This is a genomic window from Streptomyces sp. NBC_01216 (genome assembly GCF_035994945.1).
In the GTDB taxonomy this organism is placed as follows: Bacteria; Actinomycetota; Actinomycetes; order Streptomycetales; family Streptomycetaceae; genus Streptomyces.
In genome coordinates, this window is sequence record NZ_CP108677.1 from 4,608,647 (window position 1) to 4,626,242 (window position 17,596).

The following is a 17,596-nucleotide window of genomic DNA, read 5'->3' on the forward strand; positions in this document are numbered from 1 at the left end:
GGGTGCGTCGGTTGCATCGGTGGTGGATCGTCGGGGTCGCTCACGGCCACCGCGGAGCGGTGCCCCCTCGAACGACTCTACGACGGTGGATGCCCGAGAGGAACCGTTGGTAAGCGTGACCTAACCCACGGTACCGATGCACGGGGGGCGCATGGATTCACCGACTCCGCCAACCCGGCCGCGCAGTGCGCCGGTTACCCGTTCGGAAGTCGTTCGGGTGGCGTTCGGATATCGGGAAGGCGCTCCTGCATAGTGCAGTTGGCCTGTGCAAGTCAAGATCTGTCTTTTCTCGCGTAACTCCGGTCGAATGTCGTCACTTGTGACGCGCGACCCCGCCCGCGGACATCACCCCACCTCCGGTTCGCGGAAACGGGCGCCGGGGAGGACAACATCAAGTGACCAACAGACGACGGGCGATCAGAGCGTCCGCAGTCGTCGTGGCGCTCGCGGCCACCGCCGCCACCGCCTCGACCTTCACCACCGCCTGGGCGGGCAGCAACGCCCGGCTGAATCCGGCCGACGTCCGCCAGGACCCGGCACCGGGCAACGACGTGGACAAGACCACGGTCGACCACGACCTCGACGGCCCGTTCAGCAAGCAGCAGGAGGCGCAGCGCAAGGCCGCGCTCGAGCAGGTGCTGAGCGGCGAGTCCAAGGTCGAGCGCCGTGGGGGTTCCCAGGTCGTCAAGCTCGGCGCCAAGAAGTACGTCGAGCTGGGCCGCGAGAAGACCGACAAGATCTTCACGATCCTGGTCGAGTTCGGCGACAAGGTCGACAACACCACGATGGTGGACCGCGCCGACGACGACACGGACGAGCCGAAGCCGAAGTACGGCGGCACGCCCGGCCCCCTGCACAACCAGATAGCCCAGCCGGACCGTAAGAAGGACAACTCCACGGCCTGGCAGAAGGACTACGACCGCGCGCACTTCCAGGACCTGTACTTCGGTACCGGCAAGGACGCCAAGGGGAAGCCCAAGCAGTCGCTGAAGACCTACTACGAGCGCACCTCGTCCGGCCGTTACTCGGTCGACGGCGGCGTCTCCGACTGGGTCAAGGTCGAGTACAACGAGGCCCGTTACGGCTCGAACTACTGCGGCAACAGCAACTGCGCCAACGTCTGGGACGCCGTTCGTGACGGTGTCACGGCGTGGTCCGCGGACCAGAAGGCCAAGGGCCGCACCGACGCCCAGATCAAGGCCGACCTGGCGCAGTACGACCAGTGGGACCGGTACGACTTCGACGGCGACGGCAACTTCAACGAGCCCGACGGGTACATCGACCACTTCCAGATCGTCCACGCGGGCGAGGACGAGTCGGCGGGCGGCGGCGTCCAGGGCGGCGACGCCCTGTGGGCCCACCGCTGGTACGCCTACGGCACCAACGCGGGCAAGACCGGCCCGGCGGACAACAAGGCCGGCGGCACCCAGATCGGCGACTCCGGCATCTGGGTCGGCGACTACACGATGCAGCCCGAGAACGGCGGCCTCGGCGTCTTCGCCCACGAGTACGGTCACGACCTCGGTCTGCCGGACCACTACGACACCGCCGGCGGCGAGAACTCGACCGGCTTCTGGACGCTCATGTCGTCCGGTTCGTGGCTCGGCGCGGGCAAGGACTCGATCGGCGACCTGCCCGGCGACATGAACGCCTGGGACAAGCTGCAGCTCGGCTGGCTCAACTACACCAAGGTGAGCAACACGCAGCGCGCCAAGAAGTCCACCCACACGCTGGGTGTGTCGGCGTACAACACCAAGCGCCCGCAGGCGCTGGTCGTCGAACTGCCGAAGAAGCAGGTCACCACCGAGGTCGTCCCGCCCGCCGAGGGCGCGACGCAGTGGTGGAGCGACATGGGTGACGACCTCAAGAACACCCTGACCCGATCCGTCGACCTGACCGGCAAGTCCTCCGCCTCCCTGGAGCTCCAGGGCTGGTACGACATCGAGCTGGACTACGACTACCTCTACACCGAGGTGTCGACGGACGGCGGCTCCAACTGGAACGCCCTGGACGGCACCGCCGACGGTGTCGCCCTCCCGCGTGACGCGAGCGGCGCCCCGGCGCTGACCGACGTCTCCGGCACGCACAAGAAGCTGGTCTACCCGCTGGACGCCTACGCGGGCCAGAAGTTCGACCTCCGCTTCCGCTACCAGACCGACGGCGGCGCGGGCGGCAAGGGCTTCACCGCCGACGACATCAAGCTGACCGCCGACGGTGCCGCCGTCTTCACGGACAACGCGGAGAACGGCGACAACGGCTGGGTGGCCAAGGGCTTCTCGCGCGTCGGCGCGGGCTTCACGAAGGAGTACGAGCAGTACTACCTCGCGGAGAACCGTCAGTACGTCTCCTACGACGCGACCCTCAAGGTCGGCCCGTACAACTTCGGTTTCACGGGTGACAAGTCGAGCTGGGTCGAGCACTACCCGTACCAGAACGGTCTGCTCATCTGGCTGTGGGACACCTCGCAGAAGGACAACAACACCTCGGTCCACCCGGGCCAGGGCCTCGTCCTTCCGATCGACGCCCACCCGACCCCGCTGAAGTGGGCCGACGGCACCCTGATGCGCAACCGCATCCAGTCCTACGACGCGCCGTTCGGCCGCTACCGGACCGACAGCATCACGCTGCACAAGGCGGGCGTCGCGGCGAAGGTCAGGTCGCAGTCCGGCAACCCGGTCTTCGACGACCGTCGTGGCACGTACTGGTACCAGGAGAACCCGCGGGCCGGCGTCAAGGTAACTGACACCAACACCAAGATCCGGGTCGTCAAGGAGCCGAAGAACGGCCAGACGATCAAGGTCCAGGTGGGTCCGTCCTCGAAGTAATCTGCATCATTGCAGGTCAGAGCGTGATCGGCCGTCGCCCTCTAGCGGGCGGCGGCCGATCGTGTTTAGGTGCGTCAGACGCATCTCTTATTGACAGTGAGTACACGGGGGAGTGGGATCGGCATGCCCGGTGGAGGGTTCTGCAAGTTGCCAGGCGGAAGTGTCGTCGTCGCGATCGGGCTGCCCAGCCCGGCGGGCGACGGCGCCACGGTCCGCTTCCTGGTCCATGCCGCGAACCGGGCCCGCGCCCTGACCAGGCTGCGGAACCTGGGGCTGCGCGCCGTCTACCTCCGCGGGAACGCGGAGCCGCCGACCCCGGACGAGATAACCGCCGTCCTGCACCACCCGGACGGGCTGCTGTGGCGGTCCACCCCGGGAGCGGCCCAGGAGCTGTGGCATCCGGTGCGGTCGCTGCCGACCGGCTGAGCGACCTCCGGGGTGGCCGGGGGATCGGGGTGGCGACAGGCTCTCTCAGACGGTCGGTGTCCCGGTCAGCTCGACCCCGGCGGCACGCAGCTCGCGCAGCGCCGACTCGGTCGTCCCCTCGGCCACCCCGGCGGTGAGGTCGAGCAGGACCCGCACCCGGAAGCCCTCGTGCGCCGCGTCCAGCGCCGTGGCCCGTACGCAGTGGTCCGTGGCGATCCCGACCACGTCGACCTCGCCCACCTCGCGCTCCCGCAGCCACGTCGCCAGTGTCACGCCGTTCTCGTCGCGCCCCTCGAAGCCGCTGTAGGCCGCCTCGTACGCGCCCTTGTCGAAGACCGCCTCGATCGCCCCGGAGGCGACCGCCGGCGCGAAGTTCGGATGGAAGCCGACCCCCTCGGTGCCCGCGACGCAGTGCACGGGCCAGGAGGTGACGTAGTCCGGCTCCCGGCCCTCCGGGGCGAAGTGGTCACCCGGGTCCACGTGGTGGTCCCGGGTGGCCACCACGTGCCGGTACGCGGCCCCCGCCGTCTCGCCGACCAGGTCGGTGATGGCGGCGGCGACGTCCGCGCCCCCCTTCACCGCGAGGCTGCCGCCCTCGCAGAAGTCGTTCTGAACGTCCACAACGATCAATGCGCGGTGCATGGCGGGTGTCCTTAGCCGGTGGGTGGGAGGCTGGTGTCGGAGGGCGGTCGGGGGACGGGTTCGAGCCTAGAGACTTCCCCCTCCGTTCGGGAGGGGGCCTTGCCCGGGGCGGGGTGCTAGCGGTATTCGGTCGGGAGCACCGGCTCGCCGCGGGACAGCTGGATCGCCGACATCGGCAGCCCGGCCCGCGCCGCGATGTGCCGCGACCTGGCAGCCTCCAGAGGTTCGCGGGCGACCACCTCGCCGCCCTTGACCAGCTCGACCAGGAGCTGTCGGCCGACCAGCTCCGGCGGGACCTCGCCGGTGCCGATCACCTCCGCCTCGGCGGTACCGTCCGCGTCCGTCCGGCGCGCCGCCCACTTGCGTCCGCCGACCGATGCCTTGCCGCCCAGCGACTTCTTGGCGACCGCCGTCAGCGGCGCCCCCGGGTCGGCCGACGTGGCGCGGGCGACCAGCTTGTAGACCATCGAGCAGGTCGGGTGTCCGCTGCCGGTGACCAGCTGGGTCCCCACGCCGTACGCGTCGACCGGCGCGGCGGCCAGCGAGGCGATGGCGTACTCGTCCAGGTCCGAGGTGACCACGATCCTGGTGTTCCGGGCACCCAGGTCGTCGAGCTGGGCGCGCACCCGGTGGGCGACGAGGAGCAGGTCTCCCGAGTCGATCCGAACGGCCCCGAGCGCCGGCCCGGCGACCTCCACGGCGGTGCGGACGGCCTCCGCCACGTCGTAGGTGTCGACGAGCAGGGTCGTCCCGCCGCCCAGGGAGTCGACCTGGGCGCGGAACGCGTCCCGCTCGTGGTCGTGCAGCAGGGTGAAGGCGTGCGCGGAGGTGCCGACGGTCGGGATGCCGTAGCGGAAGCCCGCCGCCAGGTCGGAGGTGGAGTCGAAGCCGCCGACGTAGGCGGCGCGGGAGGAGGCGACGGCGGCCAGCTCGTGGGTGCGGCGGGCGCCCATCTCGATGAGCCGCCGGCCGCCGGCCGCCGCCGACATCCGCGAGGCCGCGGCGGCGATGGCCGAGTCGTGGTTGAGGATGGAGAGGATCACCGTCTCCAGGAGCACGCATTCCGCGAAGGAGCCCTCCACCCGCAGGACGGGGGAGCCGGGGAAGTACACCTCGCCCTCGGGGTAGCCCCAGATGTCGCCGGAGAAGCGGTGGTCGGCCAGCCACCGGAGCGTCGCCTCGTCGACGATGCCCGCCTCGCTCAGGAAGCCGAGCTGGTCCGGGTCGAAGCGGAAGTTCTCGACCGCGTCCAGGACGCGTCCGGTCCCGGCCACCACTCCGTAGCGTCGTCCCTCGGGCAGCCGGCGGGTGAAGACCTCGAAGACGGAGCGCCGGTCGGCTGTGCCGGCCCGCAGGGCCGCCTGGAGCATGGTCAGCTCGTACTGGTCGGTGAAGAGCGCGGTCGACGGCACGCCGACCCGTCGTCCGCCGTCCCCCTTGTGCCGGAGCGCGTCACGCGCGCCTTCTTCCTGGAGCCCAGGGTCCGCAGCGTTCATGTCGGCGATGCTACCCCGAATACTCGTCAGAGTGACGATTTCTAAGGCCCGCGGTGTGACCCCCGTTTGTGCGACGGGCCACAGAGAGTGGCAGCATGGGGTGAGTGAGCGTCGCGCCTATTGAGATCGAACGCACGGAATCGGCAGAAGAGACCTTCGCCGTCGTCGAACCGGACGTGCCGTGGGTGACCCTCGTCCACAACGACCCCGTCAATCTGATGAGCTATGTGACCTACGTCTTCCAGGCGTACTTCGGTTACTCCAAGGACAAGGCGCACAAGCTGATGCTCGACGTGCACCACAAGGGCCGCGCGGTGGTGTCCAGCGGCACCCGTGAGGAGATGGAGCGGGACGTGCAGGCCATGCACGGCTACGGACTGTGGGCGACCCTCACGCAGGACCGCGGCTGATGGCGGGGCGTTTCGAGGCACTGGCCGGCGGTGGTGCGGCCGTCACGCTCGACGAGGTGGAGGTCTCGATCCTCCGGTCGCTCGCCGTCCAGCTGATGGAGCTGATCGGCCCCGGGGACGAGCCCGTCGAGGGGGAGGACCCGCTGGCGGCGCTCTTCGCCGAGGGGCCGAGCGAGCCCCCGTCCGACCCGGCCCTCAAGCGGCTCTTCCCTGACGCGTACGGCGACGAGGACGAGGAGCTGCGCGCGGCGGCGGCCGATTTCCGTCGCTTCACCGAGAACGACCTGCGGACCCGCAAGCGTGAGGACGCCCTCGCGGTCGTGCGCTGTCTGGACGCGCTGCCCCCGGCAGGGGAGGGCGGTGCGGTGCTCAAGCTGACCGCTGACGAGTGCCGGGCCTGGCTCGGGGCGCTCAACGACCTGCGGCTGACCATCGGGACCCGGCTGGAGGTCACCGACGAGGACGGGGGCGAGGGGCTGTACCGGCTTCCGGACTCCGACCCGCGCAAGCCGATGGTGATGGCCTACCTCTGGCTCGGCGCCCTGCAGGAATCCCTGGTCGAGACGCTGATGTCGTAGCCGCGCGGCCCCTGGAGGCCGCGCCCCGGGCGGCGCGGCCTCCGCCGCGCCACCCTCCGTCGTCTCGCCATCCGGGCCGTCGCGTACCACACCTCGGGACGCGGTGGCCCGCCCGCATATCCTGTCCGACATGCTGACCATCACTCGGGCCCTGTACGACCAGATCGTGGAACACTCCCGCGCGGACCACCCCGACGAGGCCTGCGGCGTCGTCGCGGGCCCGGCCGGCACCGGCCGCCCCGAGCGGTTCATCCCGATGCTGAACGCCGCGCGCTCGCCCACGTTCTACGAGTTCGACTCCGCCGACCTGCTGAAGCTGTACCGCGAGATGGACGACCGGGACGAGGACCCCGTGATCGTCTACCACTCGCACACGGCGACCGAGGCGTACCCGTCCCGTACCGACATCTCCTACGCGAACGAGCCCGCCGCCCACTACGTGCTGGTCTCCACCGCGGACACGGACGGCGCCGGCCCCTTCCAGTTCCGCTCCTTCGGCATCGTGGAGGGCGTCGTCACCGAGGAAGAGGTCCGGGTCGTCGAGACCTACGCGGAGACCTCCGGGGCCTGAGGGCCTGTCGACCGAAGGCCACCCGACAGGCTCTGGGCTGAGAGCCACCGCGCCCCTGCGCGGAGCGCGTGATCCGCACCCCGCCGCGGCGGGTGACCGGGAACCCGGCCCGGCCCGGCCCGCGTGATGAGAGACTGACCGGACATCAGGGCGGCAGGACCCAGGAAGCCGGTGCGAATCCGGCACGGTCCCGCCACTGTGACCGGCTCCCCGCGGGAGCCGGAAGCCAGGAACTGACCTGCCGCCTTCTCACCACCGACCGGGGACGTGGAAATCCCCGTCAGGAGGAACGTCCGTGTCGACCCGGCGCCGTTCGCCGCTGCCCGCCGCTGCCCTGCTCCCGCTCCTCGTCGCCTGCTCCGCGCCCGCCGCCGGGCCCTCCCAGGACAAGGCCGCGCCGGGGTTCCCCTACACCGTCTCCAACTGCGGTGTGAAGACCACCTTCCAGGCCCCGCCGAAACGCGCGGTGACCATGAACCAGCACGTCACCGAGATCATGCTGGCGTTGGGCCTGGAGAAGTCCCTGGTGGGCACCGCCTACCTCGACGACCGGATCCTGCCCGCCTACAAGAAGGCGTACGACACCGTCCCCGTGCTCGCCGAGAAGTACCCGTCGAAGGAACGGCTGTTGGCCGCCGCCCCCGACTTCGTGTACGGCGGATACTCCTCCGCCTTCGACGCCAAGGCCGGCCGCAGCCGGGACGACCTCAAGGCCGCGGGCATCGGTACCCGGCTGAACATGGAGTACTGCCCCTCCGGCACCTCCTCGCTCGCCGACCTCTACCAGGAGGTCGACGAGGTCGCCCGCACCTTCGGCGTCCCGGAACGCGGCGAGCGGTGGACGGCGCGCGCCGAGGAGACCGTCGCCGCGACCGAGAGCGCCCTCGCGGACGTCGCCCCGGTCTCCGTCTTCGTCTACGACAGCGGCGACAAGACCGCGTTCACGGCCGGCGGCACGGGCATCGGCAACGAACTGATCACCCGGGCCGGCGGCCGCAACGTCTTCGCCGATCTCGGCAAGCCCTTCGGCGACGCGACCTGGGAACAGGTCGTCGCCCGCCGGCCCGACGTCATCGTGATCTACGACTACGGCTCCACGACCGTCGAACAGAAGAAGAAGCGACTGCTGCAGGATCCCGCGCTCCAGGACGTCCCGGCGATCCGGAACCGCCGCTTCGCCGTCCTGCCGCTGTCGGACGCCGTCCTCGGCGTCCGCGTCCCCGCCGCCGTGGACAAGCTCGCCGCCCAGCTCCACCCGGCACGGTGACCGCGCCCCCGAAGGGCTCCGTCCACGCACCCGCCGGGCCCGCACCCGCACCCACCATGCCCGCGGACCCGGCGGACGGGCCGGCACCCGCACACCCCGCGCCCGGCTCGGGCGGAGCCCCGCGCGGCCCGGTCCGCGGACCCGCGGCGTACGGCCTCGTCGTCGCCGGGCTCGCCACCGCCCTCACCCTCGCCGTCGTGGCCGGGGTCGCGCTCGGTTCCGTGAACATCCCGGTGGACGAGGTCACCCGCATCCTCACCGGGCGCGCCGCCCCCTCCCCGTTCCGCACCATCGTCCTCGACGTCCGGCTGCCCCGCGTCCTGCTCGGTGCCGTCGTCGGCGCCGGCCTCGCCGTCGTCGGCACCGTCCTCCAGGCACTCGTCCGCAACCGCCTCGCCGACCCCTTCCTGCTCGGGATCTCCTCCGGGGCGTCCACCGGCGCGGTCCTCGTCCTGGTGCTCGGCATCGGCAGCGGCGTCGGCATCACCTCGACCCTCGCCCTGCCCGCCGGAGCCTTCGGCGGCGCCCTGCTCGCCCTGGTCCTCGTCTACGCTCTGGCCCGTCGCGGCTCCACCATGACCGGGGCCCGGCTCGTCCTCGCCGGCGTGGCCGTCTCCTACATCCTGTCCGCGCTGACCACCCTCCTCCTCGTGCTCGCCGGCCGGCCCGAGCACTTCCAGGAAGCGATGTTCTGGTCCCTCGGCGGCCTCGGCAGCGCCCGCTGGGACACCCTCGTGCTGCCCGCCGCCGCCCTCGCCGTCGGTGTGGCCGCCCTCCTCACCCTCGCCCGCCCCCTCGACCTGCTGCTCGTGGGGGAGGAGGGCGCGACCGTCCTCGGCCTGGACACGGCCCGCTTCCGCGCCGTCGTCTTCGTGCTCGCGTCCCTCGTCACCGCCGTCATGGTCGCGGCCAGCGGAGCCGTCGGCTTCATCGGCCTGATGGTCCCGCACGCCGCGCGCATGGCCGTCGGCGCCCCGCACCGGCGCCTCCTCCCGGTCGCCGCGCTCGGCGGCGCGCTCGCCCTCGTCCTCGCCGACCTGGCCGCCCGGACCGTCGCCGCACCCCAGGACATCCCCGTCGGCGTCCTCACCGCGCTGACCGGCGGCCCGTTCTTCCTCTGGCTGATGCGCCGCCGCGCGGAAGGGAGCCCGGTATGACCGAACTCAGAACCGAGGCCCTGTCCTACGGGGCCCGGCTCCGGGCCGTCGACGTCATCGCTCGCCCCGGCGAGACAGTCGGCCTCGTCGGCCCCAACGGCAGCGGCAAGACCACCCTCCTGCGCTGCGTCTACGGCACCCTGCGCCCCACCTCGGGACGGGTCCTGCTCGACGGCGACGACCTGCACGCCCTCACCCCCAAGGCACGCGCCCGCCGGGTCGCCACCGTCCCGCAGGACGGCTCCGCGGAGTTCGAGCTGACCGTCCGGGAGGTGGTCGCCCTCGGCCGCTCCCCGCACAAGCGCTTCTGGGAGGGCGACACGGGCGACGACCGTGAGCGGGCCGAGGCCGCCCTGGCCCGTGTCGGCATCGCCGGGCTGGCGGACCGCCCCTTCCCCACCCTCTCCGGCGGCGAACGGCAACGTGCCCTGGTCGCGCGTGCCCTCGTCCAGGCCCCGGCCCTGCTGGTCCTGGACGAGCCGACCAACCATCTGGACATCCGCTACCAGCTGGAAGTCCTGGCCCTCGTCCGCGACCTGGGCACCACCAACCTGCTCGCCCTGCACGACCTCAACCTCGCCGCGGCTCACTGCGACCGGCTCTACGTCCTCCAGGACGGCCGGATCGTCACCCATGGCGCCCCCGAGGAGATCCTCACGCCCGGACTGCTCGCGGGCGTCTACGGTGTGGACGCCGAGGTCGTCCCCCATCCGGTCACCGGAACCCCGACCGTCCTCTACCTCCCGGCGGGCACCCCGCGTCCACCAGCCGAGCATGAGATGTCCGTCATGTGAGATCACATTCCGGAACCCGGACCGGGAATCGATACGATGAGCGCATGGTTCCCCATGACGTGAGCGAACAGACGCCGGGCACACGCCTGCCCGCCTCGGTCGCTGACGCTCCCTCCGCCTCCGCGTTCCTCGGGGTCTTCGGAGGCGGAGCGGCGCGGCTGCACGTCGACCTGTGCCGCCTCGCCGGCGCGATCTGTACGTCCCGCGCCGCGCTCTGACCCTCCGGGCCACGCCGAGCGCATCTCACCGCACCAACCCCCCTCGCGCGGGGGGCCCAGCCGCGCGCCCACCACGTCAGTTCCCGACAGGAGCCCACGCCATGGCCATCGAGGTCCGCATCCCGACCATCCTCCGCACCTACACCGACGGCGCCAAGGCCGTCGAGGGCAGCGGTGAGACCCTCGCCGAGCTCTTCGCCGACCTGGAGTCCCGCCACACCGGGATCGAGGCCCGCATCGTGGACGACGGCGCCCTGCGCCGCTTCGTCAACGTGTACCTGAACGACGAGGACGTCCGCTTCCTCGAAGGCATCGACACCAAGCTCGCCGACGGCGACAACGTCACGATCCTGCCGGCCGTCGCCGGCGGCATGGTCTGAGTCATGCGTTACGACTCCCCGCTGGCGGCCGTCGGCAACACGCCGCTGGTCCGCCTGCCCCGGCTCTCCCCCTCGGACGACGTCCGCATCTGGGCGAAGCTGGAGGACCGTAACCCCACCGGCTCCGTCAAGGACCGCCCCGCGCTCCACATGATCGAGCAGGCGGAGAAGGCGGGCCGGCTGACGCCCGGCTGCACGATCCTCGAACCGACCTCCGGCAACACGGGGATCTCCCTGGCCATGGCGGCGAAGCTCAAGGGTTACAAGATCGTCTGCGTCATGCCGGAGAACACCAGCGAGGAGCGCCGCCAGCTGCTCGCCATGTGGGGAGCCGAGATCATCTCGTCCCCCGCGGCGGGCGGGTCGAACACCGCGGTCCGGGTCGCCAAGGAGCTGGCCGCCGAGAACCCCGACTGGGTGATGCTCTACCAGTACGGCAACCCGGACAACGCCGGCGCCCACTACGCCACCACCGGCCCCGAGATCCTGGCCGACCTGCCCTCCATCACCCACTTCGTGGCGGGTCTGGGTACCACCGGAACCCTCATGGGGGTCGGCCGCTACCTGCGCGAGCACAAGCCGGACGTCAAGATCGTCGCCGCCGAGCCCCGCTACGACGACCTTGTCTACGGCCTGCGCAACCTGGACGAGGGCTTCGTGCCGGAGCTCTACGACGCCGCCGTCCTCACCACGCGTTTCTCCGTCGGCTCGGCCGACGCGGTGACCCGCACCCGGGACCTCCTCCAGCAGGAGGGCATCTTCGCCGGGGTCTCGACGGGGGCGGTACTGCACGCCGCCATCGGTGTCGGGAAGAAGGCGCTCAAGGCCGGCGAGAGTGCCGACATCGCCTTCGTCGTCGCGGACGGCGGCTGGAAGTACCTCTCGACGGGCCTCTACACGGCCGCCACGACCGAAGAGGCCATCGAGACCGTCCAGGGCCAGCTCTGGGCGTAGGCCCCGAACGCTCCACGGCGGTCCCGGCGCGGGCGGGGAGCCCGGGGCCCGGTCAGGTGAGACGGCGGACCTGGTCCCAGACGACCGGGTCCGCCGTTCCCACCCTCCGGCGGAAGTCCCGCACCGCGACCTCCCGCAGCTCGTCCGTCTCCAGAAAGCTCGGCCGCCCCCGCGCGTCGCCCACCGCCCCCGGCGGCAGCGCGATCACTCCCGGCCGCTCGTCGTGGTACCGACTGGTGATCTTCACGACCCGCGCCCGGTCCCCGCGCAGCGAGAGCACCAGGCACGGCCGGTCCTTGGAACCGGGGCCGTCCTCGTAGGGCACGTCCGCCCACCAGATCTCGCCCGGCCGGGGGAGCCGCGCGGGCCGTTTCCCCGGTGCCGCCGGACGCCCCGGTGGCCGGGTCCGGCCGCCGGGGCGACGGCCCGCGCGCAGGCGCCCGTCGCTCACCGCCACCACGAGGGCGAGTACCACGACGGCGACCAGCGCCGGCCACCATGACGTGTCCATACCGCATGACGGTACCGGCGCCCCGCGACCCGCGCTCCGCCACCCCCGGGACCATCCGAACCGGTGACAGAGCCCGTGAGTTCGCACACAACGGGCCACTGCGGAGGAGCGACGGGCCCTCACGCACCGTACGCTCGTCAGATCGCACGACCTCCCCCTCAGCGACTGTCCCGCCCGTCCACGGACGCCCTTCCACGGAGGTTCACGCTCCATGAAGCTCACCGTCGTCGGCTGCTCGGGGTCGTTTCCGTCCGCGGATTCGGCCTGTTCGAGCTACCTCGTCGAGGCCGACGGCTTCCGGCTGCTTCTCGACATGGGCAACGGTGCCCTGGGTGAGTTGCAGCGTCACATCGGTCTGTACGACCTCGACGCCATCTTCCTCAGCCATCTCCACGCCGACCACTGCATCGACATGTGCGGCTACTTCGTCGCCCGGTACTACCGCCACGAGGGAGGCCGCTGTGACGCCCTCCCCGTCCTCGCTCCCGAGGGCGCCGAGCAGCGCCTGACGACCGCCTACGCCGACACGCCTTCGGACAAGGCGATGAGCGAGGTCTTCGACTTCCGTACGCTGACCTCCGGTTCCTTCGACCTCGGCCCGTTCCGGGTCCGCACGGAGAAGGTCTGCCACCCGGTCGAGGCGTTCGGCATCCGCCTGGAACACCAGGGCCGTTCGCTCACCTATTCCGGTGACACCGGGGTGTGCGAATCCCTCCACGAGCTGGCGGACGGCACGGATCTCTTCCTGTGCGAGGCGTCCTTCACCCACGGCAAGGAGGACATCCCGGCGCTTCATCTGAACGGCCGGGAGGCCGGCGCGGAGGCGGCCCGCTCCTCCGTGGGCCGCCTGGTGCTGACCCACATCCCGCCCTGGACCGACGGGGCGCAGAACCTGGCGGACGCGCGGGCGGTCTTCTCCGGCCCGGTGGAACTGGCGCGTCCGGGCGCGGTGTACGAGATCTGAGGACCCGGCCGCCGTGGGCCGGGCGTGCGCACCGTCCGACCGCGCGGGAGGCGGCGCGGCAGCGGGGCTCCCGCGCGTGAACCGTCTTCCCGGGGTGCCTCGCCTCCGGACGGTACAGCCCGGTGGGGCGCGGTACGGGAAAGCCCCCGGAGGTCCGCCGACGGCGGTTCCGGGGGCCTTCGTACGAGGTCACTCGAGGCTCACGCCTTGGTGAGGTCCTCGAGCTCCTCGTCGGGCTCGCGGCCCGGCGTCGGAAGGTTGAACTTGGTGATCGCGAAGCGGAAGACCACGTAGTAGATCACCGCGAAGACCAGGCCGATCGGGATGATCAGCCACGGCTTGGTGGCGAGGTTCCAGTTCAGGCCGTAGTCGATCAGGCCGGCGGAGAACGTGAAGCCCGCGTGGACACCCAGGGCCCAGGTCACGGCCATCGAGACCGCGGTCAGCACGGCGTGGATCACGTAGAGGACCGGCGCGATGAACATGAAGGAGAACTCGATCGGCTCCGTCACACCGGTGACGAACGAGGTCAGCGCGAGCGAGAGCATCATGCCCATGACGGCCTTGCGGCGCTCCGGGCGGGCGGAGTGCGCGATGGCGAGAGCGGCGGCCGGGAGGCCGAACATCATGATCGGGAAGAAGCCGGACATGAACAGACCGGCGCTCGGGTCACCCGCGAAGAAGCGGTTCAGGTCGCCGTGGACGACTTCGCCGGCGGCGTTGGTGAAGTCACCGATCTGGAACCAGGAGACGGTGTTCACGAACTGGTGCATGCCGACCGGGATCAGCGCGCGGTTGATCAGGCCGAACAGGCCGGCACCGCCGGCACCGAGGCCCGTCATCCACTCGCCGAAGTTCGAGATGACGTCGCCGATGGGCTCCCAGACCAGGCCGAAGAGGACACCGACCGCGGTGCCGACGAAGGCCATGATGATCGGGACGAGGCGGCGGCCGTTGAAGAAGCCCAGCCAGTCGACCAGCTTGGTGCGGTGGAACCGCTGCCACAGCACCGCGGCCAGCAGACCCATCAGGATGCCGCCGAGGACACCCGGGTTGTTGAAGGTCGCCGCTACGTCGACGCCCTTGTTCTCGGTCGTGTTGACCACGGCCTCGGTCACCGGGAACGCCTTGAGGACGTTCTGGTAGACCAGGAAGCCCACCAGGGCGGCGAGCGCGGTGGAGCCGTCGGCCTTCTTGGCGAAGCCGATGGCCACGCCTATGCAGAACAGCATCGGCAGATTGTCGAAGACCGCGCCGCCGGCGGTGGCGAACACCGAGGCGACCTTGTCCCAGCCGAGACCGTCGGCGCCGAAGACGTCCGACTGGCCGAGGCGGAGCAGTAGACCGGCGGCCGGCAGCACGGCGATCGGCAGCTGCAGGCTGCGACCGACCTTCTGCAGGCCCTGGAACAGGCCGGATCCGCGCTTCTTCGCGGGAGCGGCGGCCTGGGCGGTGGCCGTACTCATCAACTTCCTCCAGTAAGGCAAGGCGTCGCCGGCGACAGGGGAACGGGGGCGTGGCGACGTCTCGTGGAACGCGGTGGTCTGGACCGCGTGGTCTACACCAATGAGTGGTGTAGACCAGTTGTAGCACGTGTGACTTAGATAAGGAACCTTCGAATTTTGTGGGCTGAGCCATAGCCGGAAATGCACGACATAAGGCCCCCGGACCGTGAGGTCCGAGGGCCTGGGAAAGCCTTCGCGAATCGGGTGAATCCCCCGTGGCGGGCGGTGTGGGGCCTATGCCTTGGTCACGTCCCGCTCCATCTCCTCGGCCAGTTCCTCCGGCTCGCGACCCGGCGTCGGGAGATTGAACGTGGTGATCGCGAAACGGAAGATCACGTAATAGAGGACCGCGAACGCCAGCCCGATCGGAATGATCAGCCACGGTTTCGTCGCGAGATTCCAGTTGATCACGTAGTCGATCAGGCCGGCCGAGAAGCTGAAGCCGTCCTTCACCCCGAAGGCCCAGGTCACGGCCATCGAGACGCCCGTGAGAAGGGCGTGGATGACGTACAGCGCCGGGGCGATGAACAGGAACGAGTACTCGATCGGCTCGGTGATACCCGTGACGAACGAGGTCAGGGCGACCGAGAGCATCAGGCCGCCGACCTCCTTGCGCCGGTTCGGCCGGGCGCAGTGCGTGATCGCCAGAGCCGCGGCCGGCAGTGCGAACATCATGATCGGGAAGAAGCCCGTCAGGAACTGGCCCGCGTTCGGGTCACCCGCGAGGAACATCGGGATGTCACCGTTGACCGTCGTGCCGTCCGGCTTGGTGTACGTGCCGAACTGGAACCAGATCGGCACGTTCAGGAACTGGTGCAGTCCGATCACCAGCAGTGCGCGGTTGGCGACTCCGAAGATGCCCGACCCCCACGAGCCCAGCCCCACCAGCCAGTCGCTGAAGTTCTCCAGGGCGTCGCCGATCGGCGGCCAGACCCACAGGCACAGGGCCGCGAAGGCGATGGCGACGAAGGTCATGATGATCGGCACGAGCCGGCGGCCGTTGAAGAAGCCGAGCCAGTCGACCAGCTTCACCCGGTGGTATCGCTGCCAGAACCAGGCCGCGAGCAGGCCGATGACGATACCGCCGAAGACGCCCGGGTTCTGGTACGTGTAGCCGCTGAACGCCTGCTCGGGCGCCAGGCAGCCGCCGTTGATGTCCGCCGTTCCGGAAGGGCACTCCTCGGGGAACTGGCGCAGCACGTTGTAGTAGACGAGGAAGCCGACCGTGGCCGCCAGGGCCGTCGAGCCGTCCGCCTTCTTCGCCAGACCGATCGCCACGCCGATGCAGAACAGCAGCGGCAGCCCCAGGTTGCCGTCGAGCAGCGCGCCGCCCGCGCCCGCCATCACCTTCGCGACGTCGTCCCAGCCCAGGCCGTCGGCACCGAAGACGTCGGGCTGTCCCAGGCGGTTGAGGATGCCGGCCGCCGGCAGCACGGCGATGGGGAGCTGCAGGCTGCGTCCCATCTTCTGCAGTCCCTGGAAGAGGGTGCCCCAGAACGGCTTCCTCGCCGGCGCAGTGCCGCTGTCGCTGCTCATCCGCATCCTCCCTCGGCCGGAACCGGCCCGTCCCCGCGGTCGCTGCACACTGGTGTAGACCAGTTGCGATAGGCTCCCGGAGCCCGCTGCGGGCAGGGCGCCCGTGATCGTCATCATTCGTCAGAAGGCGGTTGCCCGCTCGCGAAGTTGGGCCAACCGTGGGTTACCGTGACAACGCGGACCTCCGGTGCGCCGAGACTCACGTTCTTCGAACGGACAGGGAGAAACACATGGCCAGCAAGGCTGAGAAGATCGTCGCCGGGCTCGGTGGCATCGACAACATCGAAGAAGTCGAGGGCTGCATCACCCGACTGCGCACCGAGGTCATCGACCCCGGCAAGGTGGACGAAGCCGCGCTCAAGGCGGCCGGCGCCCACGGCGTCGTCAAGATGGGCACCGCGATCCAGGTCGTCATCGGCACCGACGCCGACCCGATCGCCGCCGACATCGAGGACATGATGTAACGCACCGCCACGACCGGCCCGAGCACCGCCCGCACGCCTCACGCCGGCGCCGCTCCCCCGCTCACGGCCCACCGCTCACCTGAAAGAGGGCCCGTTCCCCCACCGGAACGGGTCCTCCTTCTCGTACGGCTAGGCTCCACCCATGTCTCGAATCGACGGCCGTACCCCCGAACAGCTCCGCCCCGTCACCATCGAACGCGGATGGAGCAAGCACGCCGAGGGCTCCGTCCTCGTCTCCTTCGGCGACACCCGGGTCTTCTGCACCGCCTCCGTCACCGAAGGCGTCCCGCGCTGGCGCAAGGGCAGCGGCGAAGGATGGATCACCGGCGAGTACTCCATGCTCCCGCGCGCCACCAACACCCGCGGCGACCGCGAATCCGTCCGCGGCAAGATCGGTGGACGCACCCACGAGATCTCCCGCCTCATCGGCCGCTCACTGCGCGCCGTCGCCGACTACAAGGCACTCGGCGAGAACACCGTCGTTCTCGACTGCGACGTCCTCCAGGCCGATGGCGGAACCCGCACCGCCGCCATCACCGGCGCCTACGTCGCCCTCGCCGACGCCGTCCACTGGGCTCAGAACAAGAAGCTCGTCAAGGCCGGCCGCAAGCCCCTCACCGGCACCGTCGCCGCCGTCTCCGTCGGCATCGTCGACGGCACCCCCCTCCTCGACCTCTGCTACGAGGAAGACGTCCGCGCCGAGACCGACATGAACGTCGTCTGCACCGGAGACGGCCGCTTCGTCGAGGTCCAGGGCACCGCCGAGGCCGAGCCCTTCGACCGCAAGGAACTCAACGCGCTCCTCGACCTCGCCTCCGGCGGCTGCGCCGAACTCGCCGAGATCCAGCGCAAGGCACTCGAAGGAACTCTCTGACCCCCCGGGACGTCATGGAACACG

19 protein-coding genes and 1 riboswitch are annotated in these 17,596 nt (G+C 70.4%); of the genes, 14 read left to right on the forward strand and 5 right to left on the reverse strand.

Features of this window, described 5'->3' with window-relative positions; genetic code table 11:
- Nucleotides 1–395: 395 nt before the first annotated feature.
- Together OG393_RS20440 and OG393_RS20445 are read left to right on the forward strand one after the other, a co-directional pair.
- A complete protein-coding gene (locus OG393_RS20440) occupies nt 396–2,825 on the forward strand; it encodes an immune inhibitor A domain-containing protein (protein WP_327376112.1) in 2,430 nt (809 codons plus the stop codon).
- A gap of 123 nt (nt 2,826–2,948) precedes the next feature.
- A complete protein-coding gene (locus OG393_RS20445; protein WP_327376113.1) occupies nt 2,949–3,251 on the forward strand; it encodes a hypothetical protein in 303 nt (100 codons plus the stop codon).
- 45 nt (nt 3,252–3,296) lie between these two features.
- Here OG393_RS20445 and OG393_RS20450 read toward each other — a convergent pair whose 3' ends face one another.
- Both OG393_RS20450 and OG393_RS20455 read right to left on the reverse strand, forming a co-directional pair.
- Entirely contained in the window at nt 3,297–3,893 is a 597-nt protein-coding gene (locus tag OG393_RS20450; RefSeq protein WP_327376114.1) for an isochorismatase family protein, read from the reverse strand.
- Nucleotides 3,894–4,009: 116 nt separating this feature from the next.
- The gene (locus tag OG393_RS20455) at nt 4,010–5,389 is read right to left on the reverse strand and encodes a nicotinate phosphoribosyltransferase (RefSeq protein WP_442817336.1); all 1,380 of its coding nucleotides are present in this window, start codon (nt 5,387–5,389) and stop codon (nt 4,010–4,012) included.
- Between the two features lie 104 nt (nt 5,390–5,493).
- Between OG393_RS20455 and clpS the strand changes: the two genes are divergently transcribed.
- From clpS to OG393_RS20500, 9 genes are all read left to right on the forward strand, one after another.
- A complete protein-coding gene (gene clpS / locus OG393_RS20460) occupies nt 5,494–5,799 on the forward strand; it encodes an ATP-dependent Clp protease adapter ClpS (RefSeq protein ID WP_260229635.1) in 306 nt (101 codons plus the stop codon).
- On the forward strand, nt 5,799–6,377 hold the full coding sequence (locus OG393_RS20465) for a DUF2017 domain-containing protein (protein ID WP_327376115.1): 579 nt from the start codon (nt 5,799–5,801) through the stop codon (nt 6,375–6,377). The genes clpS and OG393_RS20465 overlap by 1 nt, the downstream gene beginning before the upstream one ends.
- A 130-nt stretch (nt 6,378–6,507) precedes the next feature.
- Nucleotides 6,508–6,948, forward strand: a complete 441-nt coding sequence (locus OG393_RS20470) for a M67 family metallopeptidase (RefSeq protein ID WP_327376116.1) — start codon at nt 6,508–6,510, stop codon at nt 6,946–6,948.
- Between the two features lie 138 nt (nt 6,949–7,086).
- Nucleotides 7,087–7,204, forward strand: a riboswitch (cobalamin riboswitch).
- A gap of 39 nt (nt 7,205–7,243) precedes the next feature.
- A complete protein-coding gene (locus tag OG393_RS20475) occupies nt 7,244–8,215 on the forward strand; it encodes an ABC transporter substrate-binding protein (RefSeq protein WP_327376117.1) in 972 nt (323 codons plus the stop codon).
- 56 nt (nt 8,216–8,271) lie between these two features.
- Nucleotides 8,272–9,372, forward strand: coding sequence for a FecCD family ABC transporter permease (locus OG393_RS20480; protein ID WP_327378496.1), 1,101 nt, complete (start codon nt 8,272–8,274; stop codon nt 9,370–9,372).
- The gene (locus OG393_RS20485; protein WP_327376118.1) at nt 9,369–10,166 is read left to right on the forward strand and encodes an ABC transporter ATP-binding protein; all 798 of its coding nucleotides are present in this window, start codon (nt 9,369–9,371) and stop codon (nt 10,164–10,166) included. Before OG393_RS20480 ends, OG393_RS20485 begins: the two co-directional genes overlap by 4 nt.
- A gap of 44 nt (nt 10,167–10,210) precedes the next feature.
- Nucleotides 10,211–10,384 (forward strand): putative leader peptide, encoded by a 174-nt coding sequence (locus OG393_RS20490; RefSeq protein WP_327376119.1) that lies wholly within the window; start codon nt 10,211–10,213, stop codon nt 10,382–10,384.
- A gap of 101 nt (nt 10,385–10,485) precedes the next feature.
- The gene (locus OG393_RS20495) at nt 10,486–10,764 is read left to right on the forward strand and encodes a MoaD/ThiS family protein (protein WP_327376120.1); all 279 of its coding nucleotides are present in this window, start codon (nt 10,486–10,488) and stop codon (nt 10,762–10,764) included.
- 3 nt (nt 10,765–10,767) lie between these two features.
- On the forward strand, nt 10,768–11,718 hold the full coding sequence (locus OG393_RS20500) for a PLP-dependent cysteine synthase family protein (RefSeq protein WP_327376121.1): 951 nt from the start codon (nt 10,768–10,770) through the stop codon (nt 11,716–11,718).
- A gap of 52 nt (nt 11,719–11,770) precedes the next feature.
- Here the strand turns inward: OG393_RS20500 and OG393_RS20505 are convergent, their stop codons facing one another.
- Entirely contained in the window at nt 11,771–12,229 is a 459-nt protein-coding gene (locus OG393_RS20505; RefSeq protein ID WP_327376122.1) for a type II toxin-antitoxin system PemK/MazF family toxin, read from the reverse strand.
- 211 nt (nt 12,230–12,440) lie between these two features.
- Here OG393_RS20505 and OG393_RS20510 point away from each other — a divergent pair, with 211 nt between their 5' ends.
- Nucleotides 12,441–13,193, forward strand: coding sequence for an MBL fold metallo-hydrolase (locus OG393_RS20510; protein WP_327376123.1), 753 nt, complete (start codon nt 12,441–12,443; stop codon nt 13,191–13,193).
- Nucleotides 13,194–13,393: 200 nt separating this feature from the next.
- Here OG393_RS20510 and OG393_RS20515 read toward each other — a convergent pair whose 3' ends face one another.
- Nucleotides 13,394–14,659: a PTS transporter subunit EIIC gene (locus tag OG393_RS20515; protein ID WP_327376124.1), complete on the reverse strand. Its 1,266-nt coding sequence runs from the start codon at nt 14,657–14,659 to the stop codon at nt 13,394–13,396.
- 273 nt (nt 14,660–14,932) lie between these two features.
- Nucleotides 14,933–16,234 carry a PTS transporter subunit EIIC gene (locus OG393_RS20520; RefSeq protein WP_327376125.1) on the reverse strand — a complete coding sequence of 434 codons (1,302 nt, stop codon included), beginning with the start codon at nt 16,232–16,234 and terminating at the stop codon, nt 14,933–14,935.
- A 158-nt stretch (nt 16,235–16,392) separates the two neighbouring features.
- Here OG393_RS20520 and OG393_RS20525 point away from each other — a divergent pair, with 158 nt between their 5' ends.
- Together OG393_RS20525 and rph are read left to right on the forward strand one after the other, a co-directional pair.
- Nucleotides 16,393–16,698: a PTS glucose/sucrose transporter subunit IIB gene (locus OG393_RS20525; RefSeq protein ID WP_327376126.1), complete on the forward strand. Its 306-nt coding sequence runs from the start codon at nt 16,393–16,395 to the stop codon at nt 16,696–16,698.
- 142 nt (nt 16,699–16,840) lie between these two features.
- Complete coding sequence (gene rph, locus OG393_RS20530) at nt 16,841–17,572, forward strand: ribonuclease PH (RefSeq protein WP_327376127.1); 732 nt, start codon at nt 16,841–16,843, stop codon at nt 17,570–17,572.
- The last annotated feature ends 24 nt before the right edge of the window (nt 17,573–17,596 follow it).